Origin of the sequence: Paraburkholderia sp. UCT70 (assembly GCF_050434085.1) — a bacterium.
Lineage (GTDB): Bacteria > Pseudomonadota > Gammaproteobacteria > Burkholderiales > Burkholderiaceae > Paraburkholderia > Paraburkholderia tuberum.
Window position 1 is genome coordinate 2,379,247 of sequence record NZ_JBNPVZ010000002.1, and the last position, 26,507, is coordinate 2,405,753.

Below are 26,507 nucleotides of genomic sequence, written 5' to 3' on the forward strand. Positions count from 1 at the left end.
CGCGCGCCCGGGCGGGCGTTTCTTCAAAGCTTATTTAGCAAGGAACTCTAGCGCCGTGGGCACAAAGTCGGCGTAGAACTGAAACACGCCGCCATGGCCGGAATCAGGGTAGATGATCAGGTTGCTGTTCGGAAGGCGTCGCGCCAGGTCTTCCGAGTTCTTGCTTGGGACCATCCGATCGCTGTCGCCGTTGACAACGAACACCGGGTTCTGCACCACCGACAGGTTCTCTGGCTCTTTCCGGCCCCAACCGCGAATCGCCTCCAATTGAGCGAGAAACGCGGTCACGGAGATTTTCTTGTCACGGTCCTCCGAGCGCTCGTTCAAACGAGCCAGGAATGCCTTGCCCGCGTCGATACCGTTGGGCGTACGGGTGAAGAACAGATACTGCTTCGGATCCTGGCCGGTGAAAAAGCCTCGGAGCATGTCGTAGAAAGTTACGCCGGTCACGGCACTGATGCCTTCCCCACCAGCGGGACCCGTCCCCGCGAGAATAATCTTGCGAACAAGTTGCGGCTCCTTCAGCACGATTTCCTGGGCGACCATGCCGCCCATCGAGAAACCAAAAAGATCTACCTGTTTGAATCCCATGGCCTTGATGAAGGCGATGGCATCGTCAGCCATCTGCTCAATCGAATTCGACGGTGAACCACTGGAAGCGCCAACACCCCGATTGTCGAACGTGACTACATGATGCTTCGCCGCAATGCCGTCCACCACCCGAGGATCCCAGTTGTCCAGCACGGCGGCCAGGTGGGTAAGAAAGACCACCGGCGTGCCGCCACGGTATTTCCCAAGTTCCCGATATGCGAAGTCCACTCCGCCTGCCGTGATGGTTTGCGTTGGCGCATCTTTCCAGCTGACCTCGAGTTCCTGTTTCAGCGGCGACGAACTCATCGTCGCGTTGTCTGGCGAAACTTCGGCCGCCTGCACTGGCGCTGAAACGAGGGTAGCTGCCAGGGCGAGTCCGAGGACGCTTGCCTTCAGTAGACAACGCATTGCATTGATCTCCTGGATCATTTTTTTGACAGTAATAGTGGAAAGATCGTGTCAGCGATCACGCCCGCATGCGCTTGGTGCGATAGTTGCCCCAACTGCTATTCACCAGACTTTTGAGGAAGGCCATCAGGCCGCTTTCCTTGGGGCGTGGATTGCCCCCCTCTGCAATGCGCCTGAGCTGCCGCGTGTACCAAAGAACCTCCATGATGCCCATGCGGTCCACCGGTTTGATGCCCGTGCTGATCGGCCGCACGCGCTGCGGGCTGTCGCGCCCTTGCAGCAAGGCAACCGGCGCATCCGGGTCGATCGCCAACAGCCGCGCCAGGCCGACGATGTCGAGCGAACCCGAACGCAGTGCGGCGTTCATGCCGTCAGCTGTGCGGAAGCCGCCGGTGACCATTAGCAACACCGGGCTCTTCGCGCGGACTTTCTCCGCGAACTCCAGGAAGTAGGCTTCACGCGCTGCCGTCGAGGCCTTTTGCGGCTGCTGGAAGGCGCCGCTCATGGCCGGCGCCTCGTAGGTGCCGCCGGAAACCTCGATCAGGTCAATGCCCGCCTCGGCAAGCGCGTGGATGGTGGCCATCGACTCCTCCTCGGTGAAGCCGCCGCGCTGGAAATCGGCCGAATTGAGTTTGATGCCCACTGGAAAATCGCTGCCGACCCGGCGGCGGATTTCTGCGTAAACCTCCATCAGGAAGCGGCGTCGATGCTCAGGGCTGCCGCCCCATTCGTCAGTGCGCCGGTTGTGATGAGGCGACAGGAACTGGTTGATCAGATAGCCGTGGGCCCCGTGGATCTGCACGCCGCTGAAGCCGGCGCTCTTGCAGATGGCGGCGCTGCGCCCAAAGCGACGGATAATGTCGCGGATCTCTGCGGTAGTGGCTTCGCGCGGGGTCTCGAAAAACGCCGCCATGTCCTCGCGAAACGGAATGGCCGACGGCGACAGGTTGCTGACGTTCAGCCCTTTGGGCGACTGTTTGCCGGGATGGTTTAGTTGCACCCACAGGGCCGCGCCCTGATCGGTGGCCGCGCGAGCCCATTGCTTCAGGATGAGCATGTCGGACTCGTCCTCGATTACTACATTGCCAGGCTCGCCGAGCGCACGGCGGTCGATCATGACGTTGCCGGTCAGCAGCAAGCCCACACCGGAAGCGGCCCAACGCCGGTACAACTCGACGAGCCTGGGCGTCGCATGGTTGTCATAGGTACCCAGCGTCTCGCTCATGGACGACTTGGCGAGACGGTTGCGGAGCATGCTGCCATTGGGCAGACGCAACGGCTGGCTCAGCGGGTTGGCGTTAAATGAGGACGGATTGGCCATGGAGAGCACTCGGATGGAGGGTTGCAAGGGACGATTTCGTCGGAATGTGGGACATCGCGTGCTCGGTCAGCGCGGTGATGGTCAGGCTGGGGTTCACGCCCAGGTTGGAACTGAGCATCGAGCCGTCGCAGACCAGCAGATTCTGATAACCGAAGACGCGGTTCTGGACATCCATGACGCCGCGTTCGGGAGAGTCCGCCATCGCGCACCCACCCATGCAGTGCGCCGTGGTGGGGATGTTGAACAGGATCTCGGTCAATAAGGTGGTAGGAATGCCGCCCAGTGCCTTTGCCCCCTTTTCAACAAACGCATTGGCTTCAGGGATGAAGGTGGGAATCGGGCCGCCCTCGGTGCACAACCGCTTTTTGAACGGCCAGTACCAGCGGCGCTTGAACTGCATGTTGATAAACGCATCCACCGTCTGCATCACCACGAACAGGACAGTCTGGCGCGCAAACCCGAACGGGTTGTGCACATGCGCCGCTTTGAGCGGATGGGTCAGCAAGGTCCATAGCCAGGTGAAAATCCGCGTCCATCCGGCACGGCCGCCGCACAGCAAGGTCATCATCAGACCCGTCGCGTCCGAGCCTTCCGGGTAACGTACTGCACCGATGTGCGTTCGCTCGTCGATATAGACGCCGGCGCCGCCCGCCACGCCGGGCGACATGCTCTTGTCTTTGGCTGGAAAGCGCACACCCACCAGGGATTCGGCATTGGTGCGCACGCGTTTGCCAAGGTCGTCGCTGATGCGCGGCAGGGAGCCGCTGTGCTTGAGCCGGAACAACAACTCCATCGTGCCCAATGAAGAAGCGGCAAATACGACACCGCGGCAGCGGAAACTGCGCCGCTGCTTGTCGAACCAGGCAGTTGAACGTTCGGTGAAGACCTCGTAGCCGTCACTGCCGTCTTCCTTGCCGTTGAGCGGGCGCACGTCGACCACCCTGGTTTCGGCAAAGACCTGTGCACCACGTTTTTCCGCGAAGTAAAGATAGTTCTTGTCGAGAGTGTTCTTGGCGTTGTGCTTGCAACCCACCATGCAGCCACCGCAACCGACGCAAGTGCCGCGCTCCGGACCTTCACCGCCGAAGTAGGGATCAGGATAAGTCTCGCCGCCGGCCTCGCCTTTGGGAGCAAAGAACGTCGCGACGCGGCCGCTGTGGTACGTGTCGCCCACGCCTTGCAAATCCGCCATCTTCTTGAGCCGAAGATCCGCCTCGCCCAGCATCCTGTTCTCGGTGACGCCCAGCATTTTCTCCGCCATGGCGTAGTACTGCGGCATGGCGCTTCCAGTCCGTCAGGCCAGCCCAGGAGCCCTCGTCCCACACTCTGTCGGGCGGAATCAGCAGGGCGTTGGCGTACGTGATGGAGCCGCCGCCGACCGCGTTGCCGCTCAGGACCATCACGTGGCGAAAGATGCGCATGTTGTAGAAGCCGAACATTTTCAGACCAGGTTTCCACATCCAGCGCCGCGCGTCCCAGTTGGTCCGGGGAAAATCCTCAGCCGTCCAGCGCCGGCCCATCTCCATTACGCCAACCGAGTAGCCCTTCTCGGTCAGCCGGCAGGCCGACACGCTACCGCCAAAGCCCGAGCCGATGACGATGTAGTCGAAATCATGGGAAGCACTCATTGCGGGCACCTCGAGCCTGCACCGGTCGCGCTCTCCACGCGCACATCAGCGTGCAAGACGTTCATGGTTTGTCTCCGTTTTCCTGGTTCTAGTAGTCACAATTCAGAGCCCGACTGTCGCGCCAAGCGGCGCTCATACAATGCTGCGGAGTTCTCGTCGAAGGATCTTTCCCACGGTTGATTTCGGAAGTGCATCGACGAATTGGATAATTCTGGGCACCTTGTAGGCGGCCATGCCGGCTCGACAGTGCGCGAGCAGACCGTCCCCGGTCACATCGGCGCCGTCCTTCCTGATGACGAACAGTTTCACCGCCTCGCCTGTTTTTTCGTCCGACACGCCAATGCATGCGCATTCGGCGACGCCGGGAAATGTGGTCGCGACCGCTTCCACTTCGTTTGGGTAAACGTTGAAGCCCGAGACGATAATCATGTCTTTCTTGCGGTCAACGATCTTCAGGAAACCCTTGTCGTCGAAGAGGCCGATATCGCCCGTGCGGAAATAGCCGTCAGCGGTGAACGCTTTTGCGTTTGCCTCGGGCTTTTCCCAGTACCCGGACATCACTTGTGGCCCCTTGACATGGATCTCGCCGGCCTCACCGATACCGACCTCCCTGTCCTCGTCGTCCAGCAGCCTGACATCGGTGGAAGGCACCGGCAGGCCCGTGCTACCCGTGAAGTCACTAACGAACTGCGGGTTAAAAGACACGACCGGAGAAGTCTCAGACAACCCGTAGCCCTCGCGAATGAAGCTGCCCGTCACCGCCTTCCATCGCGCCGAGATGATGTCGATCACCGCCGCCCCGCCGCCGACGGAAAGCTTCAGTCTCGACCAGTCCACTTCCATCAGGCGTGGGTGGACAGCCAGGTCGGCGTACAACGTGTTGACGCCGGAAAACACTGTGGGCCGCGCGGCCTTCAGCAAATCGATGAAGGCCTCAGTGTCCCGCGGGTTGGCCACGAGCCAGTTTTCGGCGCCCACGGAGAAGTAAGTCAGGAAGTTCACCATGAGCGCGAAAATGTGGTAAAGCGGGATCGCGGTCACGACAACCTCCTCGCCGGGCCGCTGCGCATCGGGCATCAAGGCCCTGAACTGTTCGATGTTGGCGATCAGATTACGGTGTGACAACGCGGCGCCTTTCGAAAGCCCGGTCGTGCCGCCGGTGTATTGCAGGAAGAGCAAATCACTGCCAATCACGGTCACCGGATCGAATTCGAGCGTCTCGCCCAGATCGATTGCAGCTTGTAGCGTGATCCATTCGCTCAGCAACCCGTCGACCGTGGGCCCTGGAGCCGCAGCGCCTCCGTCGTCGGTACCGGCTGTAATCATCTTCCTGACGTGCGTCTTGCCAACCACTTGCGCAAAGGTGGATGCTGAAGCGCTATGGACCACGATCACTTCGGCGCCAGCGTCGTTAAGCTGATACTCGAGTTCCCGGGCCGTGTATAGCGGATTGACGTTGACCTGGATGCCGCCGATTTTTGCAATGGCAATGAAGGCGATCGGGAACGACAGCAGGTTCGGCAGCATCACGGCCACACGATCGCCTTTTTTCACGCCGACCACTTTTTGCAGGTAAGCGGCGAACGCAGACGAGAAGTGATCAACATCGGCATACGTCAGTGTCCGTCCACCGACACGGAAGGCTGGTTTGTCAGCGAACCGGCACATTGCGTCCTTCAGCAGCGCAGTCACGGACGGATAGCGATCGGCGTCGATCTCGGGCGGGATCGAGCCGTACGACTGGATCCAGTGTCTTCTGCTCATTCGGGTCTCCATAGACTTTATGCGAAAGCCTCATATAGTCTGGCTCGCTACCACACTTTGCTCGCCTGGGAGCAAAGGTCGGGCGGACACCGCCCGGGTCGAAGGCTAAAGATGCGCGAGCCTCAGGCAATGATTACGCATTAAACTATACACTTTATATAGTGTACAGACTATACAAATGATATAGTTAAACGTGTGCACTCCGAGCCTAAAATCGGAAGCAAAGGCATGGACCCTGTTACGACATTGACATCGCAGGACTTCGAGGCACCGCTGCTGTTCGAGCGGGCTGCCGCGTGGGTATGGCCCCTCTTCGTCGGTAACCGCGACGATGGATGCCCATTTCGTTGCGGCGCCGATAGCATGGCTCATCTGCCAATTCGCAGACGGACCCGCGCATACACCGTGCGGGTTGCCCCCGCGAAGTCTCCGGTCATGGCTGGGCGAGCAAACGCAGCCCGGCAGCAGATCCGCGATGGCTGGGCGCGACTTTTCCGGGAGCAGATTTCCCGCCTCGTCCGCGACTGTTGTGTTCCACCCGGCTTCGCCTGAGCAGGGCCTTGTACAATGTGACATGCCAAACAAAACCTACGGTCAACTTTGCCCAATGGCCCGGGCATTAGACGTCCTCGGCGATCGTTGGACGCTGCTCGTGATCCGCGAACTCCTGCTAGGTCCGAAGCGGTTCAAGGATCTGCTGACGATCATGCCTGCCATGGGCGCAAACCGGCTGTCCGAGCGCCTGGCCATGCTGGTGGAGAGCGATGTCATCCAGCCGACCACGTTGCCAGCGCCCGCCGCAGCGCCAGCTTACGAACTGACGGAATTGGGCGAACAATTGCGCAAACCGGTAATCGCGCTTGGGCTCTGGGGTCTGCGCCTGCCGATCGATGAGCGCATCGAACCGTCCAGTGCGCGTGCGGAACTCATCGCACTGTGCTTGACGGGCTCGAGCGATCCGGCGTCAAGCGCCGGTTTGCAAGCGTTGTACGAGTTCCATGTGGGGGCGGAAGTTTTCCATGTCCCTGTGAACGACGGGAAGGTGCTGGTCCGCTCCGGTCCCAGCGAAGAGCCCGCCGACGTCAAGATACAGTGCGACATGGAAACGTTCATGGCGCTGGCCCTGCGTCAGGTCAGACCTGCGCATGCGCTCCGCGAGGGGCGCGCAACCCTGCTGCATGGAAGCCGACAAGCGTTCACGCAGGTATTCAAGGTTCTCGAATACAAGCCCTGATGCGTTGCCTCGCCCTACCTGCATCCGCACACTGCGAATCGGGCGTGGCGCGCGTGAGCAGGTTTGCCTTGTCACGGGCGCGAGAGCGGGCAACAGCGTACCCTTTTGCCGCCGCCTGCTGGCGAATTGTGATCAGCCGTATATTCAGCCCGCCGCATTGAACGCACTCGGAGCGAAACTGTGGCCCAGGTTGGCGGCTTCGCCGACGCTGGATATTAGCGATGCTGCGTCGCTCGAGGGCGCTTTCAGGTCCATTGCAGGGCAATGACGAAAGACTCCATCTGCCGGCAAACAATGCCGGCATCGAGCATGTCGACCCGCCCGAGCAAAAGCTGCTGCCCACGGCCTGGAGAGGGTCGGCATCGGCGGCGAACTCAACTGCGTCTGTCTGGCAATTTTCGTCGTGAAGTGATTGCGGGCAGATTGGTGCACGCATCCCCGGTCGCCGCCATCTAGGGAACCGCCGATGTGGACACATGCGCCACCCTGGCGTCCCGGGCGCGCAACTTCGTCGAAGCGACAGTCTGACCGGGGAGTCGCAAAGGACCCAAGTCCGCGACGTCGTGCCTACCTCGTTCAGAACTTCAATAACTCGAAGGATCGAGCGCAGGCTCGTCGAGCATTTCGGCATTCATGCTGATTCACAAGATTCGGCCGTAATCTACCGAGCCGGAGCGGCAAGCCGCGCTCATATAGGCTCGCCCCGCGGCAGTCGGTTGTGGGTTTAACATACTATACATTTAGTATAGTACTAATACTATACTATTCGTATAGCACATCTCGACCGCCCTCGATATCAGACTGATACACATGCACGTGCCCACGCGTGACATCTGGTGATTCCGACACTGGCCGGCAGGTGCCCCGCTTTCTCGAAGCTTCCGAGTATGCACCATGCGCAAATCCTCTCCGCTTGACATAGATTCGTTGCTTCAGCCTCTGCGCCTGCCGAACGGCAGCGTACTTCGAACCCGGCTCGCCAAGGCGTCCGTGAAAGAGACGCTGGGCACCTACGACAATCGTCCGACATCGAAACTCGTCGGCCTGCACCTGCGCTGGTCCGCGACGGGCGTTGAATTTGTCATTACGGGGAGCGGGACGATCGACCGTCGTGCGGTGGGCGCACCCAGCAACGTGGTGATTGAGAATGAAGTGGATCTGCCCGTGTTGCGGCAGTGGGTGCGCGGCGTAACCAAGCAGGGAGTGGTGATCCGCGTTCGGCTCGATCATCCTGGAAAGCAGTCGCCGAAAGGCCTGAATCTCCGCAGTCTCTTCCCATCGTCCATCCCGTTCGATGGCGACATGGCAGCGTACTTCTGCACCCCACCCGAAGCCTATATCGCCGAGATTGACGACATCATTCAGCGCTTCGGACGCAATGCAGCCATCCGCAAGAAAGCCGGCTTCAGCGGCGTGCAAATCCGCGGCGCGCACGGTTATCTCGACAGCCGGGTCCTATCGCCGCTTCACAACCGCCACGACCACGATCCGGAAATGCAGCGTCTCTTCGTGCTGGCCACCTACGCCGACATCCGGCGGCAGGTAGATCCCGACTTCCCAGTCGACATCAAGCTCGATCCGGTTCATTTCCAACGAGGAGGCCCTTCACGGCATCACAGCCCCACTGCATGCAGTGCTGTGTCCGTTGCTGGCTCCCCCCGGCCCTAAGCTCCGCGCCCAGATCATCGCCCCGGCTTTGGCGACTTCTCGTCTGTTCGCGGAAACAACCAACTCCGCGACACGGGAGCGACAGCCACACGCGCCACCAGCTCCCTAGAAACAACCTCGACAACCAGCCTTGAATCAGAGGCTGGTCAGCGTTAAACCCCAAACAGGAGGCAATGATGGTCAAAGAGGGACGCTCTATCGCGCAAGCAATCGCAGCGGGCAACTATCACCAGATCACTGTGTACCGCACGACAGAATCCGGAACCCGCCGCATTGTGCGTCACTACGATCCGCCTGCGTGCGAATCACTGGATGAGGTTATCGAGTGCTATCGCGGGCTATTTGGCACCCTGAGCGAAGGCTTCATCGCAGAAGGCAGTCGAATTGCCGCCGGCTCGCGTCGGGGCCGCTTTATTGAGGACGTTTGCGACGTGACAGAGCGCCTTCGATAGTGCCCTCGCGTCCCACCTCCCAGTTGCTTTGCCGTTTCAGCTCATCACCATAAACGTAAAGCCGGAGGAGACAGGATGTTGCAAAAACGAATTTTTGCCGTTGCCACCGCAGTGCTAACGTGCACTTCGGCTCAGGCGCAAAGCGCCGGAGATTTCGTCGGGAACTTAGGCTGGTTCCATCTCGCGCCACAGGACTCCAGCGAACCACTCACAGTCAACGCACTCGGCACCAGCGTCACCGCGCCGGGCACCGGCACGTCGGTTGACAATGCCGATACGGTCGGGTTCGCCGCCACATACTTTATTACCGATCACATCGCCGCCGCCGCGGTAGGGGGCATTCCGCCCAAGTTTCGACTAGCCGGCACCGGGTCGCTCAGCTCTCTCGGGCGGGCGGGCTCAGCATATGAGTGGAGCCCGACAATATTGCTGAAGTACTACTTCAACGATGCCACGAGTAACCTTCGACCGTATCTTGCTGCAGGCGCAGCTTACGTCTGGTTTAGTGGCGTGAAACTTGAGCCCGCGGCGGCCAGCGGCGCGCTTTTATATTCGCCAACCCTTGGGAGCGCTCTCGAGGGGCCGACTAGCGTCAAGCTGAGCCACTCTTTTGCACTGTGATCAACGCAGGCTTGACCTACAACATTACCCAACATTGGTCGGTTGATGCCTCGCTTTCATATATGTGGCTGTCCGTCCGGGCAACGCTGACAACGCAGTCGAAGCTGGGTACCGTGACCAGCAGTGCGAAGCTCAAGGTTAATCCCATCATTTCGTTTGTATCCCTCGGCGGCCTCAAATCTGAAGTGCAACACCTGTTTCGTATAAGGTGTTGCGATGCACGAAAGAACTCAGTATCAACAACTTCAGCCTGAAGAGCGCCTGATCATTGCAAGTCTGCATCTGCAGGGTTCGAGTGTCCGGGCCATGGCCCGGACACTCGGGCGCTCGCCAGCCACCGTTAGCCGTGAACTGGCGCGAAACAGCTTGCCTGCTGGCTACGCGTCCGTGTCGGCTGAAGCGCTCAGTGCCGCACGCCGCAGCGCGGGTCGCCGCCCCCCAAAGCTTTGCCTGCAAACCGTCTGCTGGCGCATCGTTCTCACTCTGCTCGAGTGGAAATGGTCACCCCAGCAGATATCGGGCACACTGAAGCGTATGTATCCGACCGACCCGACCCAGCAGGTTTCGCACGAAACCATCTACACGGCTATCTACGCCCAGCCGCGCGGCGAACTGCGCCGTCAGCTCATTGCGTGCTTGCGCCATGGCCACAGCACGCGCATGCCGCGTACACGGGGCACAGACCGGCGCGGACAGATTCCCGACATGGTCAGTATTCATGTGCGGCCGCCCGAAATCGAAGACCGACTGCTGCCTGGGCACTGGGAAGGCGACTTCATCAAGGGTGCCGGCAACCAGTCCTAGGTAGGCGTGCTGGTCGAACGGACCAGCCGTCTGGTGCTGCTTGCCAGGATGGAAGATGCCACCGCCGCTTCAGCGCTGGCCGGCTTCTCCGCCAAACTCAATTCGATTGTCGCGCCATTACGGCAGAGCTTCACCTACGACCAGGGCAAAGAAATGTCGCGGCATCAAGAACTCACCGCCGCAACCGGCGTGAAGGTGTACTTCTGCGACCCGCACAGTCCCTGGCAACGCGGCACTTGCGAAAACACCAACGGGCTGCTGCGCCAGTATCTGCCCAAAGGCACGGACCTTTCGGTCTACAGTCAGGACGAACTTGACGCTATCGCCGACAGTCTGAACAGCCGACCTCGTGCAACTCATGCCTTCCATTCGCCGTTCGAGGTCTTCGCCGCGACCCTTGCTTCAGCAAGTCAACCTCAAGGCTCTAAACATTAAACCCGCTGTTGCGCTTCACTCTTGAAACCGCCCTCGGATACAAGTTTTAGCACTCGTCCAATCCGTATGAGGCGTGAGATCGGTCCCATGCCTCATATCTGTGCGCCGGCGCCAACTGGCAAGAAATTTCTACCTAGCTGCAAAGGCGGAGATTCCCCAACTGGCTAACGTCAAGCATGTGTTCGCAAAGGCGGCTGCCCGGTGAAACAACCGGGCAGAAAACAGATCCTATGAAGCATCCAGGTCGTCGACTGGCTAACGCCTAAAATCGGCGTACCGAGGTTTGCTCACGGGAGAGCATCATGCGTACAGATCAGGGATACACGCGTACTGCGGAACCGGCGCTGGCGGTGTCACTCGAACTCGCTGCGGCGAAGTGGAAGGTAGCGTTGCACGACGGGCAGCGGGAGCAGCCGGCGGTGTACACCGTAGCGCAACCGCAAGCCCCCGCGCGCCTACAGGCCGTGCTGGAAGTGATCGAACAACAGAAGCTGAAGTGGTCGCTGCCCGCGGGCGTGCACCTTGTCGTGAGTTATGAAGCCGGCCAGGACGCGTTCTGGATCTATCGGGCGCTACGGGCACGCGGTATCGAGTGTCATGTGGTCGATCCAGCGAGCATTCCGGTCGAGCGCCACAAGCGGCGTGCCAAGACTGACCGGCTTGATGCAATCAGGCTGGTGATCAGCCTGCGCGCGTGGCTGCGCGGCGAGCGCGACCGCATGCACGTGGTGCACGTGCCATCACCGCAGGACGAAGCGTCCCGCCATCTGATGCGCGACCGAGGGGAACTGCAGAAAGAGGTGCTACAGCATCGTGACCGGATGCGCAAACTGCTTGTCACGCTAGGCTGCTGGGATGAGGTTGACCACAAGGCCTTCGCCGCCCGCCTCGCCCGTGACCAGGTGCGGTGTCACGACGGTGCGCCACTGCCGCGCGAGCTGCGGGAGCGGCTGCTGCGCGAGTGCGAACGGCTGGCGCTGGCCGTGCAGCAACTCGCGGCACTCGAGAAAACGCAACACGCTGGCCTGCCCGCACCCGCACGCGAAAGGATCGATCTTCTGACGCAGCTAAATGGCATTGGCCCGGTGGGTGGCTCGCGTCTGGCGCTCGAGCTGTTCTGGCGGGACTTCCATAACCGGCGCGAAGTTGGGGCCTGCGTAGGGCTGGTTCCACAACCCTACGACAGTGGCGAGAGCCAGGTGGACCAGGGGATCAGCAGGCAGGGCAACCGTCGCGTGCGCGCACTGCTGATTGAGATGGCGTGGTGCTGGATCCGTTACCAGCCTGGCAGTGCACTGACGCAGTGGTTCAACCAGCGCACGCAAGGCACGGGACCGAATCGCCGCGTGCGGCGCATTGCGATCGTCGCACTAGCACGACGCCTCGCGATCGCGCTGTGGCGTTACTTGCAGGACGGCGTGATACCCGAAGGCGCACAACTGAAGTCAGTCTGAGCCCGAAAGGTATCGCGACAACGCAATCAAGGGTGGAACGATACCTGTCGATAGAGAGTTTGAAGTGAACATGCCCGTGTTGATGGCGGGTTGCTAACGCGACCGATTAAACAGATGGGGCATGCTCCCGGAACAGGTTCCGGCGTAACGCGCATAAAGGATGAGGCTGGCCATACGCCAGCGGATAGAAGTTGGTGAGACGTTGCTGTCTTACGCGCGCGATAAGCGGCTTCAGGCTAACGACGTTGACCGGACTGTAGCCATGGTTGAAGTTGAGGGCGGTGGGAATCCGCCGGACTATGCCGCGAAAATGCGGCTTGTATGGCGGCGAGCGCCATCACTCGCGCTTGCCGCCATACGCCAGCATGTCACCACTTTGCAGCGAGGAGAAGGAGACTTGACCTATCCTTTGTAAGCCAGTTCGCAAATGGCCTTGACAACTTTCTGCTCATAGAAGTCATCAGCCTACGTGTGAACGCGAGCGCCGCATGCGGGGCCTTCGTGAGCGTGAGCGCCAGCGCACGCACGAATTTCTGTCGAGCTTTGGTCAGATCCGGCGGCACTTCGCGCTCGAAAGACATCTGCTGCGAGCTTCGTCGTATCGGAAACAACTCTGCGAACGCTTTGCCGCGTAGCGTCGATTCACTGAACTCACCCAAAACCCATCGACTGGTTTCTGAGCCGTCGCCGCTTATCCTGAAGTTCGTCTCGGTAAGGCAAGTTGGTAAAGCCATGCAGAGAGCCGGCCGGGAACTGGTGGCGCAGGCCGGGGCGGCGGCTGGCGCGCCAGGCTCAGGGCACTTCGTGCTCTCTGGCCAGGTCGTGGCTCGGTTTCGGGCCAAGACCCGATGGGGGCGGTTGAATTTCCTATGCGCGAGCTCGTGCCGGGCCCCGCCTTCCGGTTATGCCCGATTCGCGCTCGGCCGCATAGCGTCACCCTTCCACAGGCTCTGGCGTCGTCGCGGGTGCGCTTGGGAGCCGATCCATTGCGTATTCGGCGAGCGCGGTGATCGTGAGCGCGGGGTTGACCCCGGGATTCGCGGGCAGCGCGGCGGCGTCGCAGACGATCATGTTCTTGTAACCGAACACTTTCAGCTCCGCGTCGATGACGCCGGTGGTCGCGTTCGAGCCGATGACCGCCCCGCCGAGGATGTGCGCCGTCCACGGGGCGTTGCGGAAGGCTTCGGTCAGGGTGCTGCCCGCAACCCCACCCGTTTCCTCGGCGAGCCACTTAGCGACCTTGTGCCCGACGGAGAGGAATGTCGGGGCGGGACGGGACTTGTCGATCTCGCTGACGAGCGTGTAGCCGGTGCCGGTGCTGCGCTTCTGCGCGCGTAACCGGACCGCGTTGTCGCGAGGCTGCATGACGAGCATCGCCAGTGATCGGGCGCTCCAGCCCTCGGATTGCTTGGTTGCCTTCCACCGTCTCGGATGAAGGATGACGTTCGTCAACCACTTGACGCGACGGACGAGGATGTTCCCCTTGCCTGTGAGCACGGTGAACTTGCCCTGCCATGCGTCGGCATGCTTCCCGACGGTAAGGAGTTCGACCTGAGTGTCCCCGTCGAAGATCAATCGGCTAGGCGCTGTTACGTCGCGCCATGCCTCGAGATCCCGGGGGAACTGGACGCTGAGGAAGGTCTCGCTGTTCGTGCGGACCAGGTGGCCGAGTCTGTCGCTGATCCGCGGTAGTGATCCACGGTACTTGCAGTCTGCGAGCAGTTCGTTGGTTGCGATAGCTCCGCCGGCGAAGACGACGCCGCGAGCGGTGTACTCAGTGCGGGCGCGGGACCCGTCGGGGCTGCGCTGCTCTACGACCAGCCGGTATCCGTCTGCGCCGTCGGCTGCGCCGAGGGGCCGGACGTCGATGACCTCCTGTTCCGGAATGATCCGGGCGCCCCGCTTCTCCGCGAACCAGAGATAGTTCTTCGTCAGCCTGTTCGCGGCGCCCGTGCGGCATCCGATCATGCAATCGCCGCAACGTCTGCATCCGGTCCGCGCAGGTCCTTCGCCGCCGAAGTAGGGGTCATCCACGGTCTTGCCGGGTTCGCCGAAGAACACGCCGGTCGGCGCAAGCCTGAAGCCGTCGGAGACCCCGAAGTGCTCGCCGATGCGCTTGGTCAGCTGGATCGAGACCGAGTCCCACGGGGATTCCCGCACGCCGAGCATGAACTCCGCCTTGGCGTAGTGCGGGTCGAGCGCCGCCTCCCAGGACTCGAGGCCTCGCCACTGGGGGGCGTCGTAGAACCCCTTCTGCGCACGGAAGAGCACGCCCCCGTACATGAGGCTCCCACCTCCTACGCCCGTCTGCGAGGCGGTCTCGACATGTTGGTACGCGACATCTCGGAGGATGCCGTAGAGCCCTTGCTCCGGGGCCCAGACGAACTTTTCGATCTCGGCTGTCGAAGTGGGTAGATCACTGTCCTCGTAGCGACGACCGCGTTCGATCACGCCCACCCGGTACCCCTTCTCGGTCAGCCGGAGAGCGGCGACGCTTCCACCGAATCCGGACCCGACGATCGCCCAGTCGAAGTCGAACTCCGGGTTCGGCGAGGCCTGCGGTGCGCTGTCGCGTGTTGTTTCTGAGTTGGCATTCGTCATCGAAGTCTCCATATGCTTATGTAATACGCAAGCCTGTATATCGCTCTTTTCCGTCAAAATGCCACTACCATCTTCGCCCAAACCGCCTCCCCGGCCGGACGATTCCGCACGAAAAACTCCTTCACGACGCGTGCCTCGACGCTGACCTTGCTGAACTGATAGCGTAAGCCGGGACCCATCGCGAAGACCTGCCCACGAAATCCGTCTCCGGCTACCGATTGACCGTTTTGTACATCGTCCGTCATCTGCTTGATGAAATAGCCAGAAATTCCGACGCGCGCCGCTGGCGTGACCGCATAGCTCGCCGAGTAGTCAAAGTGGAACAGGTTCCCGGAGTGGTAGTTCGTGTCGGTGTTCGGCGAATTGAAGCTGTAGGTCACCTTCGCGGACAGTTCTACCCTCTCGTTCGGCAACCACGACACGGCGAACACCGGCCGCGCCGTATAATAATTCTTGCCGGTGTTCAGAACCGCGTTCTTGTCGTACTGACCAGTGGGCAGTACGAACTCAATGGCCGCCGCAGTCCGAAGCGCGCCGGTTCCCCACGCGATCAATGCCGGACTGACGAGCAGGTCGCCGAGACTGGTTCGGTCGAATGGCATCCCGCCTGCACTCAGAGAAAGCCGTGCCACGGGCAGTACCGCGTAGGCCCCGTAGCGTCCGCCCAGCAACGACAGATTCGACATATATACGGTGCGAGGAATCAGCAAGTCGGCGTCGAGCTTAAACCCCGGAACCGAATTGTTGCCGTGCGAATCGTTGAAGTGCGACGCATGGTAATGCGAGTAATACAGGATGCCGTACAGGCCAGGTGGCGGCAACGCGCCGGCGAAAAACGCCTCGGCACCTTCGCCGATGTTATCGCTTCCCCCTTCTGTGGCAAACGCAACCGAACTTAATGCCATGCTCGCGCATACCATCAGAGCGCCCAAGCCGGGCGTCACATTCCGCCTCATCCTACATCTCCATATTTAGTTATACTTAATTAGTACGTCATTACCCATACTGCTTGCTTCTTTTTTGTGCCGATATTTCGATCAAGGCCGCCATGCACCGGATCTGCCGACGATCCGCAAAAAGAGATGAATTCGGGCGCACGCTGATTAATTCCGACGCATCTTTGGTGTGCGCGGCTCACCACATGCGGTACGTTTAAATCGGCATTTACGGAAGTAACCCACGCATTCCCGCGCAAGTAAGTATCGACCGTATTTTGGCCCTGGTTCGCCGTCTATCTAGTTATCGGGAGTCGCGCGGTTGCGATGCCGATCGCAGACGAGAACATAAGCCGAACTTCGCCTGCGACACATACCTTTAGTCAATCCTCAAAGTCACATAAGTGGGTGACTCAAGCTAGATATACCGGTGCGCCTTGGGGGGCACCGGTGGCACCACCGTCGATAACCAGCTCCGCCGCACGCATGCTGCTTGAGCGATCGGAAGCCAGGAAGAGCGCGGCGTGGGCCACCTCCTCTGCGTTATTGAGCCGGCCAATCGGGATGCTTCTGATCAATCCCTGCTCGATTTCCTGCACCTGGGCTTCCGTTTGCGCCAGGCTGTTCCAGATTGGAGTTCGCGTAGCGCCTGGAACCAGCGTGTTTACGCGGATGCCTCTAGGTGTTAACTCTGAAGCCAATGAGCGCGCCATCCCAGATATCCCGGCTTTACTCGCGGCATAGACACCGAATCCGGCATATCCCATCGTTGACATGACAGAGCCAACGAGAATAATCGATGCGCCAGAGCGCAAGTGAGGAAGGGCGGCCTGTACGGTATAGAAGCTGCCCGCAAAATTTATCGTGAGGACGCGCTCAACAGTCTCAACGGACGCGCCGTCCAGAGGGGTAGTCGATGCAACGCCAGCGCCTGCAAACAGGACATCGATATGGCCAAACCGATCACCGACCTCTGCAAACGCAGCGCCGAGGGTCTTGGGGATTGTGACGTCTGCCTGAATTGCCATTACGTTGGCACCAAGCTGATTTTTAGCAGCGCTGAGGGTTTCAGAATTGTTGCTTATGATCGCAACATCGGCACCCTCTGCAAGGAATAGACGCGCGCAGGCTAGCCCTATTCCACTGTCTCCGCCGGTGATAACTGCTACTTTATCTTTGAGTTGCATTCGTGTCTCCATCCATTGTCATGATATTGATGATGAGCAGGTAACTGTCCTGCGCTCATCGTTCTACCGGAGTTGATGCAACGGCCTCCGTCGCCGTGTCGCTATCGATACGACCAGAATGAGCCACGCAGGCCGAGCTTGCTGCTCGGCAGGTACATTCGCCAGATGAACACCATTTTCGCGTTGATGCCATTCTCCCGGGCCAGCTTCGCGACTGATACGCCCGGTTCGCAAGCCGCTGCAGCCAATCCCTCACCAGGCTTCCGGGCGTGATTCTGGCCGCCCGTCTGGTGCCCGGCTTCTCCCCTTCAGCTTAAGACAAAGGGGGTGCCCATCAGATCAGCAATGATGGCCACCACTTGCTGTCTCACACACTTACCATCTATAACGGCCCGTGCGAGCCGCTTACGTTGGAATGACCGACTCTGCAATTGCTTCTAATACAGACGGGTCTTCGATAGTCGTGATGTTTCCTGGTTCCCGGCCCTCGCAGATTGCCTGAATCGCTCGGCGCAGTAACTTACCTGATCGCGTCTTTGGCAGCGCTGGAACGAAAAGAACCCGTGCGGGACGCGCTATAGCGCCGAGGCGGAGCTCGACAAGTTTCAGAATCTCGTGTTTCTGCGCGGACGCGCCCTCACTGGCAGCGACAGCACTTCGATCCTTCACTGTTATAAATGCAACAGCGACCTGCCCTTTCAAGGAGTCGGCAACTCCGACAACAGCGACCTCGGCGACGTTCGGGTGGTCAGAAATAGTCTCTTCTATCTCCCGCGTGCCGAGCCGATGGCCGGCTACGTTGATGACATCATCGGCGCGCCCAAGGATGAAGTAATAGCCATCTTCGTCCCGGACGCCCCAATCGAACGTTGAATAGACATACCGTCCACGAACCTTGGACCAGTAGGTTTTCACAAAACGCTCATCGTCGTTCGCAATCGTCTGAATGCACCCGGGCGGAAGCGGCCCATCGATGATGAGAATGCCTTTTCGATTTGGGACCGTTATCTCCTCACCCGTTTCATCGTCAATCAGGCGTACCGAAAACCCGTACATTGGTAGCCCAGGCGACCCGAATTTACTATCTGCGCTCTCGACGCCATTCGCGAGTGCAAGGATTGGCCACCCAGACTCCGTCTGCCAATAGTTGTCGATAATTGGTTTACGTAAGGCACCATTTATCCATTTCCCTGTTGGCGCATCTAGAGGTTCACCGGCCAAATACAAACTTCGCAAGCTGGACAGATCGGCCTCGAAAAGCAACTCATTTTCATGTTGCTTCATCACTCGGATGGCTGTCGGTGAGCTAAACATGGTCGTCACCTTGTACTTCTCGACAAGCCTCCACCAGATGCCAGGGTCCGGGCGTGTGGGCAGTCCCTCGTAGAGCAGGGTTGCCATGCCCGCGATAAGAGGACCATAAACGATATAGCTGTGGCCGACCACCCAGCCGATATCGCTCGTTGTGAAGAACGTCTCACCGGGAGAGCCGCAAAAAATGTGCTTCATGCTGGCCGCGAGCGCGACGCAGTATCCGCCAGTGTCCCGTTGAACGGCTTTCGGGGTACCTGTTGTGCCGCTGGTATATAACGTGTAGCTCGGAGAACTGGACTCTAGCCATTCGCAAGCGACAGAGGCGCCAAGAAATTCCTGCCTCAAGGAGATGTAAGACTCGTCCCTACGAGCGCGCATCGGGGTCGGCGCGAGTCCCCGGTCGACGATGAGAACCTTGGCAGGCCGTGTCGACACAAGTTCAAGGGCCTCATCAAGTAATGGCTTATATGGAATGACCTTCCCGGCACGGCATCCAGCATCGGCGCTGATAATCAGTGTGGGCTTGGCGTCTTCGATGCGACTGGCCAAGCTTGAGCTGGCAAATCCACCAAATACAACCGAATGGACGGCACCGATACGGGCGCAGGCCAACATCGCAAAAACAGCCTGCGGGATCATAGGCATGTAGATCAACACCCGGTCGCCCCTTTTCACGCCTAGCGACAAGATAATCGCAGCCATTGTCTGCACTTCCGCGTGCAGGTCACTAAAGCTATAAGTTTCTTCCTGCCCTGTCTCCGTCGAGACCCAGATCAGTGCGGTTTGGTCGGCACGATTGGCTAGGTGCCGATCAATTGCGTTGTGGCAGAGATTTGTCAGTCCTCCGACAAACCATCTCGTGAATGGAGGCGACCCATAGTCGCGAACTCTTTCGAACGGCTTTTCCCAATCGATCAATGAGGCCTGCTCGGCCCAGAAATCATCTGGTTCTTCGATCGAACGCCGATAGAACTCCGTATAAATCGTCATCGCAGCATCTCCTTCCGTGTGAAGGCAACCAGCAACTGTTATGTCTATTCCTGAATTGCTTTTCCGACGCCTTCGCTCTTTTATGTTCCTAATTGATCTAGCCAAATCAAAACGTGCTCCCATGCCCTGAGGTCCGCAACCCGAAGAGATTCAGCTTCGAAAACACAGTCACCAACGCTGTTACGTCACCGGCCATCAGGTATTTGTAATTCAGCCCGACCACATTCGTCGACATTTTCGAGCCGGGTTCGGTCGCCAGAAGAGCATTGAATGCCACTGGCGCCTCCATTTTCTGTGTTGTTTGAATCTCGGCCGGCGCACGCCGAACGGAACGTATCAGCCGCCCGATAAAAAGTTAGAGCCGATCAGGTCGTGGACAGGAAGTATTCGATCTTCTCGGCCACCTCTTCGGGATGCTGCTGATGCGGCCCATGGCCCGAATTGGGATAGGCCAGCAACTGTGCGTTGGGCAGTTCGCGATACAGCATCCAGATGTTCTTGAAAGGGAAGAACGGATCTCTGTCGCCGGAGACGATCAGCGTGGGCTGACGAAGGTCCTTCAGCTTCTCGTAGTGACCGGTTTTCCCGCTCATGAAGTCGCCGATGAGCGACACCATCTTGCCGATGACCTCGGGCGTTACAGGAGGTTCCTGGTTAGAAGTCCGGGTTGCTCGACGATCGAGATAGGCCCGCGTTTCCTCGTCACGCCCTTCCGCGAAGAACAGATACCGGACATCCTCGAGAGAGTACTCAGGACGAAGAGCAATCTCAAACACGATATCCGTCGGCGGTGCCGCTTCCGGATTGCCACCTCCAGCCGCGCCGACAATGATCACCTTTCGCACAAGCGTCGGCTCATTGATCGCAATCGCCTGGGCAACGAACCCTCCCATGGAAAAGCCAAGCACATCGATGGTTAGAAAGCCTAGTTCCTTCGCGAAATCTGCGGCGTTGCGCGCCTTTTCGTCCACGCTCGTCGCTGCCGATCCCGACGACGAACCGACTTCCTGATCACTGAACAGAATGACGTGGCGGGTCGTGGCCAATGCGTCGACAAAGCCCGGATCCCAGTCGTCGAGCGTACCCCGGAACCGATGGAGGAACAGGACAGGCGTCTTGTCCACCGGATTGTCGGGCCCAAGTTCCCGATATGCATAGCGCACGCCATCGACGTCAAGATACCTGGTCGGGGCGGTCGCAGCACGTTCAGCCGTTTTGTCCATAGTGTCTTCTCCTTTGTGTACTGATCAGTAAGTTAATGAATGCAGTTGCCCTCGTCAAGCGATTTGTGTATCGTGCAGTAAGAAAATGTGAAACCCTCGGATCATGCCTACAGTTGAGAAAAAAAGAGGGCGCGGGCGGCCGCGCGCGTTTAACGTAGATTCGGCGCTCGATCGCGCCGTCGAGATTTTTTGGAAAAAGGGGTATGAAGGTGCCGATCTAGACACGCTCACTAACGCGATGGAGATCAACCGTCCAAGTCTTTATGCCGCCTATGGCGATAAGCGTGCCCTTTTTTTTAAGGCCGTGGAGCGTTATTATCAAAACTTTGCAATGCTTCGTCTTCCCAACGAGGCGGACGGGAAACGCTTCGATCCATCATTCTTTACCGAAGCAATTGTTCATCTCTTCTACGATCACGAACGGCCCCGCGGCTGCCTCATCGCATGCGTGCTCGCTGATGAAGCCAATGCCCACGAGGACGCAAGAGCAATTCTCAAAGAGCTTATCGAGCGAGAAGAGCGCCGCATCGAGAAATGGGCGAGTACGTTCCTGTCGGGTGACTCTGCTATGGTGAATGCGCGGTTTTGCGCAAATCTGTTGATCGCAACACTTCATTCGGTAGCTATCAAAGCGAGTGCTGGAATTCCACGTCATCAAATCATTGCCGACCTCGATGCCACCATGTCCATTCTCATGGGAATCCTAAAGACCTAATTGTAGCGACCTGCAGACCCGGGAGCAGTTCAACGAACACTGGCAGAAGGTACATGGACCGCTGTTAGCAGCAATCCCGGCGTACCTGAAGAACAATGGGAGCTACGTGCAAAGCTGCGTTCTTCCGATGCCCGCAAGCATCGGGACCGAGGCAGAATTTGATGGTTTTGCGCAGACAATGCAACGTCCGCGCCAGGATATGACCAGAGACTTCTTCGACGAGCCAGAGTGTCTAGCGCTCGTTCGCTCGGATGAACAGGAGTTTCTGTCACTCGCCGATTGCACGGCCATCTTCGCCCGCCAGAAAGTCGTCAAGGACGGTCCGCGCACTGGGGTAAAATTCCGCATTGGGGTAAAATTCATGTCTTTCCTGCGGCCAGCATCGGGGTTCACGCACGAGTCATTTCTTGAATACTGACGGAATAATCATGCTCCGCTGGTCGAAGATACCAAGTCGTTCTGGAATCGGACCCGGCGGTATGTCCAGAATCATGGCATGCCGAGCGTTACCGCAGCCTGAGTCCCGAAGGAAGAATCGCACCGTACTCTGGCGTTGCTGAAATCTGGTTCGACTCAACGGAAGACCTGGAAGCTGCGTTCAATGATTCCCAGTACCTTGCCCGAGTCCGGCCTGATGAAGGTGTGTTCATCGCGAAGCCGACGACTCGCTTCATTATCCGTCACCGGAAGGTTATCTGGCCGGACGACGCAAACTTGTAGAGGCGCGCGCCGGCGACGCGATGGCGGCAAACCTCGACACGCCCCGTCACTTCGATATCTGAGCAACCGTCCGCTCATTGGTAGCAGCGTCGCTCGACTGCGAACTCACCCTTCCGACCTACTTGGGTCATTGGCCCGTTCTCTCTGAAGGACTGAAATGCGGTCAGAACCGGTCATAGCGGCGCAGGTGGTCGCCCGTTTTGCAAGGAGTATCGCGCGCTTGCCGCCGAATATTCGAGCGCCGATCGTGGACTTCTCTCACTCATCTAACCTCAGGCGGCCGCAATCGCGACGGCCGTCCGAGTCGACGAACCAGATCCCGCCGGTCAACCCGACGGCAGGCCCGACGCTCGGGTTCAATAGAGCAATTCACCTATGGGCTTTTTTTGATCAGTGGTGAAAATCGTGTTCCGAGTAATCAACAAAGTTTCACGGGATTGAAAAGGGCGCACAAATTCTCTATCCAAACTCTTACGTCGCCACGCGCCTCGGCCAGATCATCTCCATGGCTGCCATTGGGACGTCCGTCGTTGATGCTAAACGCGACGATATCACCTGCGTCTAGGCGTACTAACGCCGACAGCGACTGCAGGATGCTCGCCATGGGCACCGGCAACTCACAGGTGGACCATCGCGAGCACTCGCGACCATCGATCGATGAGACCACCTCCGCCTGTCGGAGGTCGACGTCAAGGTCCTCGACTGTAATGAAGGGCCCGATAGGTCCGAAGGTGTCGACACTGTTGGACAGGGCAGATATTTCCATATCACCGGCATCCAAGCTGGCCTTGCCAGGTGCTCTTTCGGAGCGGCCGGTACTCATCCCGGGCGCCGTGATGTCATTCATGACCGTATAGCCGAAAGTCGGCACGTGCAGGTTGGTCCTCGCTGCGTCTGAAGCGCCAATGACCACTGCCAGCGCTGGCCGCGAAAACACCCCTCCGTAGCAGGACTTAATACGAACCGCTCCGAGATGTCCCACCAGCGACGACGTTGACTTCATCAGGACTGTCGCCCGCCAATCCCCACTCGGCGCCTTATCAAAAACGACGCTTATCACTTTCGTCTCAGCTGTAACGGGAGGAAGCCAGGTCAGTCGATCCAACTTAACGACCGGGGCGTCGGGCAGCACTGCGCTGAACCTTGATCGCGCATGAGACCACGACCCGATGACCTCAGATATACGATTCGGACAACCATCTCCACTGCGTCCAAGGATTGCTACGTTCTCACTGTCTACGGGCACGGCTATGCGAGGATTTCCCTCGTAGTACACGCTTCCGAACTTCATCGCATCCTCCTCAATTCGAAACTGCCGCGAAGACCACTAGACGACGCCTCGATTGTCATGGAACGACGGTCATTGGATAGTCGCTTTCATTCAACACCCAACCGTCCTTTTGCGAGAAATCGATTCGCGGTGGAGAGAAAATGTCCACCAGCTGGTTGATTCCTTCGGACATGCCACGCGATGTGTGAATGGCGGGCGGTGGGATGACTGCTAGCGATGCAGCACCGCAATACTCGTGGTCGTCAGCCCTCCAGTTGTTCAGATTCGATGTCCATGGCCAACGGACATGATGTGTGAACGAACCTTCCAGCGCTAACGACCCCTGCTCGAACGAATCGTGGAAATGCGGAGACAGCTTCGTTACATCCCGAGGTCCATGTTGAGCTGGTAATACATTCACCATGAAAGTGGTGCATCGCCAGATTCGCCCAAACCGCCCGGGCTGGTCCGGCACATCGAGACTGTATTGCCGGACCATGAATCCATCTGGGGGGTCTGGCCACGGCGCGAACGGTGGGATGTTGGGATGGGCCGAGCGATACGCCTTTGCGTTCGCAGATTTCTCGCACAGATCTTCGCTAGCCGCCGTGAACATCATGACGAGGCGACCGGGCGCCGTGGCTCGGATCACGCTGTCTCCGGCGGGGATAAAGACTATCGAGTTCCCCGCTATCTTGCTTGTTGACCCTGCCCACGTCACTTCGATCGATGTCGCCGCGTCAGGAATCAGGACGACGTACTCATCCGGTTGCTTCGGTCGGACATATTTCGCTCCGTCCAACACCTCCGCATAGGCCACGACGAAGTTCTGGCCTCTTCCATACCAGACTTTCATTGACTCAGACTTTTCCCGCGGCTCCGTCGCGTAGAACCGAAGATACTCAGCGGCCGCAAAGTCTGTCGCTGTTGAGCCGCCTGCAGAGAGCGTGGATCGGGGATCCGATTGGTCGTACATGGTCATCCTCAACGGTGGATGGTGTCATTTGCTGATGCCGTTCCTGCATGCAGCCTGAAAATCGCCCAGGGCGAGTTTCGCGGCGCTTCGCATGAATCCCTGATCGGACGAGATCACAAACGCCGACACGCCCAGAGTATGAAACTCAAGCGCCTCATGCGCGTCCGTTGCCAGCAGGCAGACCGGTTTTCGCAACCGGCGCGCGGCTTCGATTACTCTGTGTGTCGCGGCGTTTACCCGCGGCGTGCCCGGTTCGCGGTCGCCGAGTGCCACTGCAAGATCGCCGCGGCCGATGAAAATTCCGTCGAGCCCTTCTATGCTCAGGATTTCGTCGATCTGATCGACGGCTGGTGGGTCCTCAATCATGGCGATGACCGTCACGGTTTCGTCTGCTTCGTCGATGTGTTGCCACATGCTTTTTCCACCATATCGACCAGCACGCGGCGAGTTTGAATATCCTCGCGTACCCGCGTACCGACATAACGATACAAGTTGAGCCGCATCACGCGCCGAAGAAATATGGGGAGCGAGAATGCCGGTCGCACCATCATCAAGAGCTGCGAGAATATGTTCAGGCACTGCAACCGGAACGCGAACCAGGGCGCTGGTACGGGCCGCTTTCGCAGCAAGCAACGTTCTGTCAATTGAGACTCTGTCGAACGGCGCATGTTCAGCATCAATAATGACGAAGTCGTATCCGAGCTCACCGACGATTTCAACCGAATGGGAAGAAGGCGTCTTTACAAACGTACCAAAAAGCGGGACGTCCCCGGATGTGAAAGTCCGACGAAACGTCCGTTCGGATATAGTGTCCATTACCATGTTCTTCCCATATTTCAACCCAGGATCAGGTCGCGGGAGAGGGCGCGTGAAGTTACCGTTTCAAGCGCACTCTATGTTTTCCATCTTTGCGTCGTGACCCAGCGTCGTCTATATCGAGCCTGCGGTACCATCTACCTTGCTAATCAATCAGAATTTGTGCGTGTAGCCGATCGTATAGAGCTGGAGATTCGTGCTGATGTTGGTTCCCGTGCTAGGCCCAGTACCTACAATGGTTCGTGGGATGTCATATTCGAGCGACGCTGTCACGAGGTTCCTCTTGTCGATGGCATAGGTAACGCCAAGCGTCACCGCCTTATCGTTGATTCCGTTCGCGAAGAAATTGGCTAGCGTATGATCAGAGTCGAGGTGGCTGTTAGCCATGCTATAGCCTGCGCGAATTGTCCAACGGTCGCTGAAGTCGTAAGAGGCTCCGAAACGGAAGACATTCTGGTCGTGCCAGTTGAAGCTCGATGCAATGTTGTAACCCGCGGCTTTCGACCATTCGATTCGCATGTAATCCATACCGACCGTCAGCCTTGGGAGTGGACGCACCGCGATGCCGGCACCGTAGTGGGCCGGACTGTCCACGTGTCCATTGCTCGGTGCGAAAAGGTCGTTTTTGTACCCGCTCAGCGCACTGAACCAGGTCTTGGTGTAGTAGGAGGCGCCCACCGTCACGGCCGGAACAGGGGTCCACAAGACGCCCACCCCGCTCCCGATACCCGCGGCCCACGAATTACCATGGGTAGGCAAGGCGAAAGGAATGCCGTCTGGGCCCGCACCGATAACACCGTTTGCGCGAAACTGTTCGATCCCCAGAACCAGCGAGAGGCCGATCGCGAGATTAGGCAACGGTTTGTATGTAACCGTCGGCGCGGTGTTCACGACGGTGAGGCTTGCCTTTGCCGGGCCTGCTCCTGGGATCGGTAAGAGCGGCTGACCGTAGTTTGAGGCAAGACCTGCGCCGGTAACTGAAACGCCAAACGTCCATTGAGGAGCGATCTGAAAATTGACTCCTCCCCCAGGCGCGGGGACTATCCCGCGCGAATAGAACTTGTTAGCCGTCGAGCCAAACGTGGCATCAGCCTGAGTCACCAGCAGAAGGCCATATCCATCGAAGCGGGCACCCAGCTCGGCCATCCCGGCGGGGTTATTCGCGGCTGCCGTGGTATCCTGAGGCAAGGCGATTGATACTCCACCCATGCCCGAAGCGAACGGACCGTTCGCAGTGAGATAAGATCCATTTGTGGCGAACGCGGTACTGCTCAACGCGCCCATACCGCACATCGATAGGGCGAGTTTGATGCCTCTGAGTGCTCGATGATTCATGTCTGTCTCCATATTTTTTATGAGTCGACCCGGCCTTTTCACCGA

Annotated in this window: 20 protein-coding genes and 4 pseudogenes; 10 read left to right on the forward strand and 14 right to left on the reverse strand. The window is 58.8% G+C overall.

The annotated features are described in order from the left end of the window. Positions 1-30: 30 nt before the first annotated feature. The 4 genes and pseudogenes from OKW41_RS13265 to OKW41_RS13280 all read right to left on the reverse strand — a co-directional run bounded on the left by OKW41_RS13265 (position 31) and on the right by OKW41_RS13280 (position 5,712). Positions 31-1,020 (reverse strand): alpha/beta fold hydrolase, encoded by a 990-nt coding sequence (locus OKW41_RS13265; protein WP_429572780.1) that lies wholly within the window; start codon positions 1,018-1,020, stop codon positions 31-33. 37 nt (positions 1,021-1,057) lie between these two features. Beyond that, complete coding sequence (locus tag OKW41_RS13270; protein ID WP_429572781.1) at positions 1,058-2,320, reverse strand: NADH:flavin oxidoreductase/NADH oxidase family protein; 1,263 nt, start codon at positions 2,318-2,320, stop codon at positions 1,058-1,060. Then, positions 2,298-3,948 (reverse strand): annotated as a pseudogene (locus tag OKW41_RS13275) (GMC family oxidoreductase). The gene OKW41_RS13270 and the pseudogene OKW41_RS13275 overlap by 23 nt, the downstream one beginning before the upstream one ends. A 132-nt stretch (positions 3,949-4,080) precedes the next feature. Further along, positions 4,081-5,712 carry an AMP-binding protein gene (locus tag OKW41_RS13280; protein WP_429572782.1) on the reverse strand — a complete coding sequence of 544 codons (1,632 nt, stop codon included), beginning with the start codon at positions 5,710-5,712 and terminating at the stop codon, positions 4,081-4,083. A gap of 574 nt (positions 5,713-6,286) precedes the next feature. Here OKW41_RS13280 and OKW41_RS13285 point away from each other — a divergent pair. From OKW41_RS13285 to OKW41_RS13315, 7 genes and pseudogenes are all read left to right on the forward strand, one after another. Then, a complete protein-coding gene (locus OKW41_RS13285; RefSeq protein WP_429572783.1) occupies positions 6,287-6,946 on the forward strand; it encodes a winged helix-turn-helix transcriptional regulator in 660 nt (219 codons plus the stop codon). A gap of 894 nt (positions 6,947-7,840) precedes the next feature. After that, entirely contained in the window at positions 7,841-8,614 is a 774-nt protein-coding gene (locus OKW41_RS13290) for a hypothetical protein (RefSeq protein WP_429572784.1), read from the forward strand. A 173-nt stretch (positions 8,615-8,787) separates the two neighbouring features. Continuing rightward, positions 8,788-9,066 (forward strand): hypothetical protein, encoded by a 279-nt coding sequence (locus tag OKW41_RS13295; RefSeq protein ID WP_429572785.1) that lies wholly within the window; start codon positions 8,788-8,790, stop codon positions 9,064-9,066. 75 nt (positions 9,067-9,141) lie between these two features. Continuing rightward, a pseudogene (locus OKW41_RS13300) lies at positions 9,142-9,857 on the forward strand (OmpW/AlkL family protein); the annotation flags it as partial. 46 nt (positions 9,858-9,903) lie between these two features. After that, positions 9,904-10,926: pseudogene (locus OKW41_RS13305) on the forward strand (IS30 family transposase). A gap of 302 nt (positions 10,927-11,228) precedes the next feature. Beyond that, positions 11,229-12,380, forward strand: coding sequence for an IS110 family transposase (locus OKW41_RS13310; protein ID WP_429572786.1), 1,152 nt, complete (start codon positions 11,229-11,231; stop codon positions 12,378-12,380). A gap of 446 nt (positions 12,381-12,826) precedes the next feature. Beyond that, positions 12,827-13,015: pseudogene (locus OKW41_RS13315) on the forward strand (IS6 family transposase); the annotation flags it as partial. A 298-nt stretch (positions 13,016-13,313) separates the two neighbouring features. Here the strand turns inward: OKW41_RS13315 and OKW41_RS13320 are convergent. The 6 genes from OKW41_RS13320 to OKW41_RS13345 form a co-directional block, all read right to left on the reverse strand. Next, a complete protein-coding gene (locus tag OKW41_RS13320; RefSeq protein WP_429572787.1) occupies positions 13,314-14,981 on the reverse strand; it encodes a GMC oxidoreductase in 1,668 nt (555 codons plus the stop codon). Positions 14,982-15,034: 53 nt separating this feature from the next. Next, positions 15,035-15,886: a SphA family protein gene (locus OKW41_RS13325; RefSeq protein WP_429572788.1), complete on the reverse strand. Its 852-nt coding sequence runs from the start codon at positions 15,884-15,886 to the stop codon at positions 15,035-15,037. 443 nt (positions 15,887-16,329) lie between these two features. Then, positions 16,330-17,103: an SDR family NAD(P)-dependent oxidoreductase gene (locus tag OKW41_RS13330; protein WP_429572789.1), complete on the reverse strand. Its 774-nt coding sequence runs from the start codon at positions 17,101-17,103 to the stop codon at positions 16,330-16,332. 405 nt (positions 17,104-17,508) lie between these two features. Beyond that, the gene (locus tag OKW41_RS13335) at positions 17,509-19,407 is read right to left on the reverse strand and encodes a propionate--CoA ligase (protein WP_429572790.1); all 1,899 of its coding nucleotides are present in this window, start codon (positions 19,405-19,407) and stop codon (positions 17,509-17,511) included. A gap of 106 nt (positions 19,408-19,513) precedes the next feature. Continuing rightward, positions 19,514-19,684: a hypothetical protein gene (locus OKW41_RS13340; RefSeq protein ID WP_429572791.1), complete on the reverse strand. Its 171-nt coding sequence runs from the start codon at positions 19,682-19,684 to the stop codon at positions 19,514-19,516. Between the two features lie 88 nt (positions 19,685-19,772). Then, positions 19,773-20,630: an alpha/beta fold hydrolase gene (locus OKW41_RS13345; protein ID WP_429572792.1), complete on the reverse strand. Its 858-nt coding sequence runs from the start codon at positions 20,628-20,630 to the stop codon at positions 19,773-19,775. A gap of 103 nt (positions 20,631-20,733) precedes the next feature. Between OKW41_RS13345 and OKW41_RS13350 the strand changes: the two genes are divergently transcribed. From OKW41_RS13350 to OKW41_RS13360, 3 genes are all read left to right on the forward strand, one after another. After that, the gene (locus tag OKW41_RS13350) at positions 20,734-21,345 is read left to right on the forward strand and encodes a TetR/AcrR family transcriptional regulator (RefSeq protein ID WP_429572793.1); all 612 of its coding nucleotides are present in this window, start codon (positions 20,734-20,736) and stop codon (positions 21,343-21,345) included. Between the two features lie 10 nt (positions 21,346-21,355). Next, positions 21,356-21,763: an EthD domain-containing protein gene (locus tag OKW41_RS13355; RefSeq protein WP_429573406.1), complete on the forward strand. Its 408-nt coding sequence runs from the start codon at positions 21,356-21,358 to the stop codon at positions 21,761-21,763. 98 nt (positions 21,764-21,861) lie between these two features. Then, positions 21,862-22,065 carry an EthD domain-containing protein gene (locus OKW41_RS13360; protein ID WP_429573407.1) on the forward strand — a complete coding sequence of 68 codons (204 nt, stop codon included), beginning with the start codon at positions 21,862-21,864 and terminating at the stop codon, positions 22,063-22,065. Positions 22,066-22,483: 418 nt separating this feature from the next. Here the strand turns inward: OKW41_RS13360 and OKW41_RS13365 are convergent, their stop codons facing one another. The 4 genes from OKW41_RS13365 to OKW41_RS13380 all read right to left on the reverse strand — a co-directional run bounded on the left by OKW41_RS13365 (position 22,484) and on the right by OKW41_RS13380 (position 26,462). Beyond that, positions 22,484-23,197: a fumarylacetoacetate hydrolase family protein gene (locus OKW41_RS13365; protein ID WP_429572794.1), complete on the reverse strand. Its 714-nt coding sequence runs from the start codon at positions 23,195-23,197 to the stop codon at positions 22,484-22,486. 214 nt (positions 23,198-23,411) lie between these two features. Continuing rightward, positions 23,412-24,311: a hypothetical protein gene (locus tag OKW41_RS13370; RefSeq protein ID WP_429572795.1), complete on the reverse strand. Its 900-nt coding sequence runs from the start codon at positions 24,309-24,311 to the stop codon at positions 23,412-23,414. Between the two features lie 24 nt (positions 24,312-24,335). Then, positions 24,336-25,127: an HpcH/HpaI aldolase family protein gene (locus OKW41_RS13375; protein ID WP_429572796.1), complete on the reverse strand. Its 792-nt coding sequence runs from the start codon at positions 25,125-25,127 to the stop codon at positions 24,336-24,338. 153 nt (positions 25,128-25,280) lie between these two features. Beyond that, complete coding sequence (locus OKW41_RS13380) at positions 25,281-26,462, reverse strand: OmpP1/FadL family transporter (RefSeq protein ID WP_429572797.1); 1,182 nt, start codon at positions 26,460-26,462, stop codon at positions 25,281-25,283. Between the last annotated feature and the right edge of the window lie 45 nt (positions 26,463-26,507).

What these genes read in the sequence shown, in the direction of transcription:
- OKW41_RS13320 (WP_429572787.1), bottom strand. Translation starts at nt 14,981, where the DNA reads ATGACGAATGCCAACTCAGAAACAACACGCGACAGCGCACCGCAGGCC.
- OKW41_RS13335 (WP_429572790.1), bottom strand. Translation starts at nt 19,407, where the DNA reads ATGACGATTTATACGGAGTTCTATCGGCGTTCGATCGAAGAACCAGAT.
- OKW41_RS13280 (WP_429572782.1), bottom strand. Translation starts at nt 5,712, where the DNA reads ATGAGCAGAAGACACTGGATCCAGTCGTACGGCTCGATCCCGCCCGAG.
- OKW41_RS13345 (WP_429572792.1), bottom strand. Translation starts at nt 20,630, where the DNA reads ATGGACAAAACGGCTGAACGTGCTGCGACCGCCCCGACCAGGTATCTT.
- OKW41_RS13370 (WP_429572795.1), bottom strand. Translation starts at nt 24,311, where the DNA reads ATGTACGACCAATCGGATCCCCGATCCACGCTCTCTGCAGGCGGCTCA.
- OKW41_RS13265 (WP_429572780.1), bottom strand. Translation starts at nt 1,020, where the DNA reads ATGATCCAGGAGATCAATGCAATGCGTTGTCTACTGAAGGCAAGCGTC.
- OKW41_RS13310 (WP_429572786.1), top strand. Translation starts at nt 11,229, where the DNA reads ATGCGTACAGATCAGGGATACACGCGTACTGCGGAACCGGCGCTGGCG.
- OKW41_RS13285 (WP_429572783.1), top strand. Translation starts at nt 6,287, where the DNA reads ATGCCAAACAAAACCTACGGTCAACTTTGCCCAATGGCCCGGGCATTA.
- OKW41_RS13380 (WP_429572797.1), bottom strand. Translation starts at nt 26,462, where the DNA reads ATGAATCATCGAGCACTCAGAGGCATCAAACTCGCCCTATCGATGTGC.
- OKW41_RS13325 (WP_429572788.1), bottom strand. Translation starts at nt 15,886, where the DNA reads ATGGCATTAAGTTCGGTTGCGTTTGCCACAGAAGGGGGAAGCGATAAC.
- OKW41_RS13270 (WP_429572781.1), bottom strand. Translation starts at nt 2,320, where the DNA reads ATGGCCAATCCGTCCTCATTTAACGCCAACCCGCTGAGCCAGCCGTTG.
- OKW41_RS13375 (WP_429572796.1), bottom strand. Translation starts at nt 25,127, where the DNA reads ATGGACACTATATCCGAACGGACGTTTCGTCGGACTTTCACATCCGGG.
- OKW41_RS13330 (WP_429572789.1), bottom strand. Translation starts at nt 17,103, where the DNA reads ATGCAACTCAAAGATAAAGTAGCAGTTATCACCGGCGGAGACAGTGGA.
- OKW41_RS13295 (WP_429572785.1), top strand. Translation starts at nt 8,788, where the DNA reads ATGATGGTCAAAGAGGGACGCTCTATCGCGCAAGCAATCGCAGCGGGC.
- OKW41_RS13350 (WP_429572793.1), top strand. Translation starts at nt 20,734, where the DNA reads ATGCCTACAGTTGAGAAAAAAAGAGGGCGCGGGCGGCCGCGCGCGTTT.
- OKW41_RS13290 (WP_429572784.1), top strand. Translation starts at nt 7,841, where the DNA reads ATGCGCAAATCCTCTCCGCTTGACATAGATTCGTTGCTTCAGCCTCTG.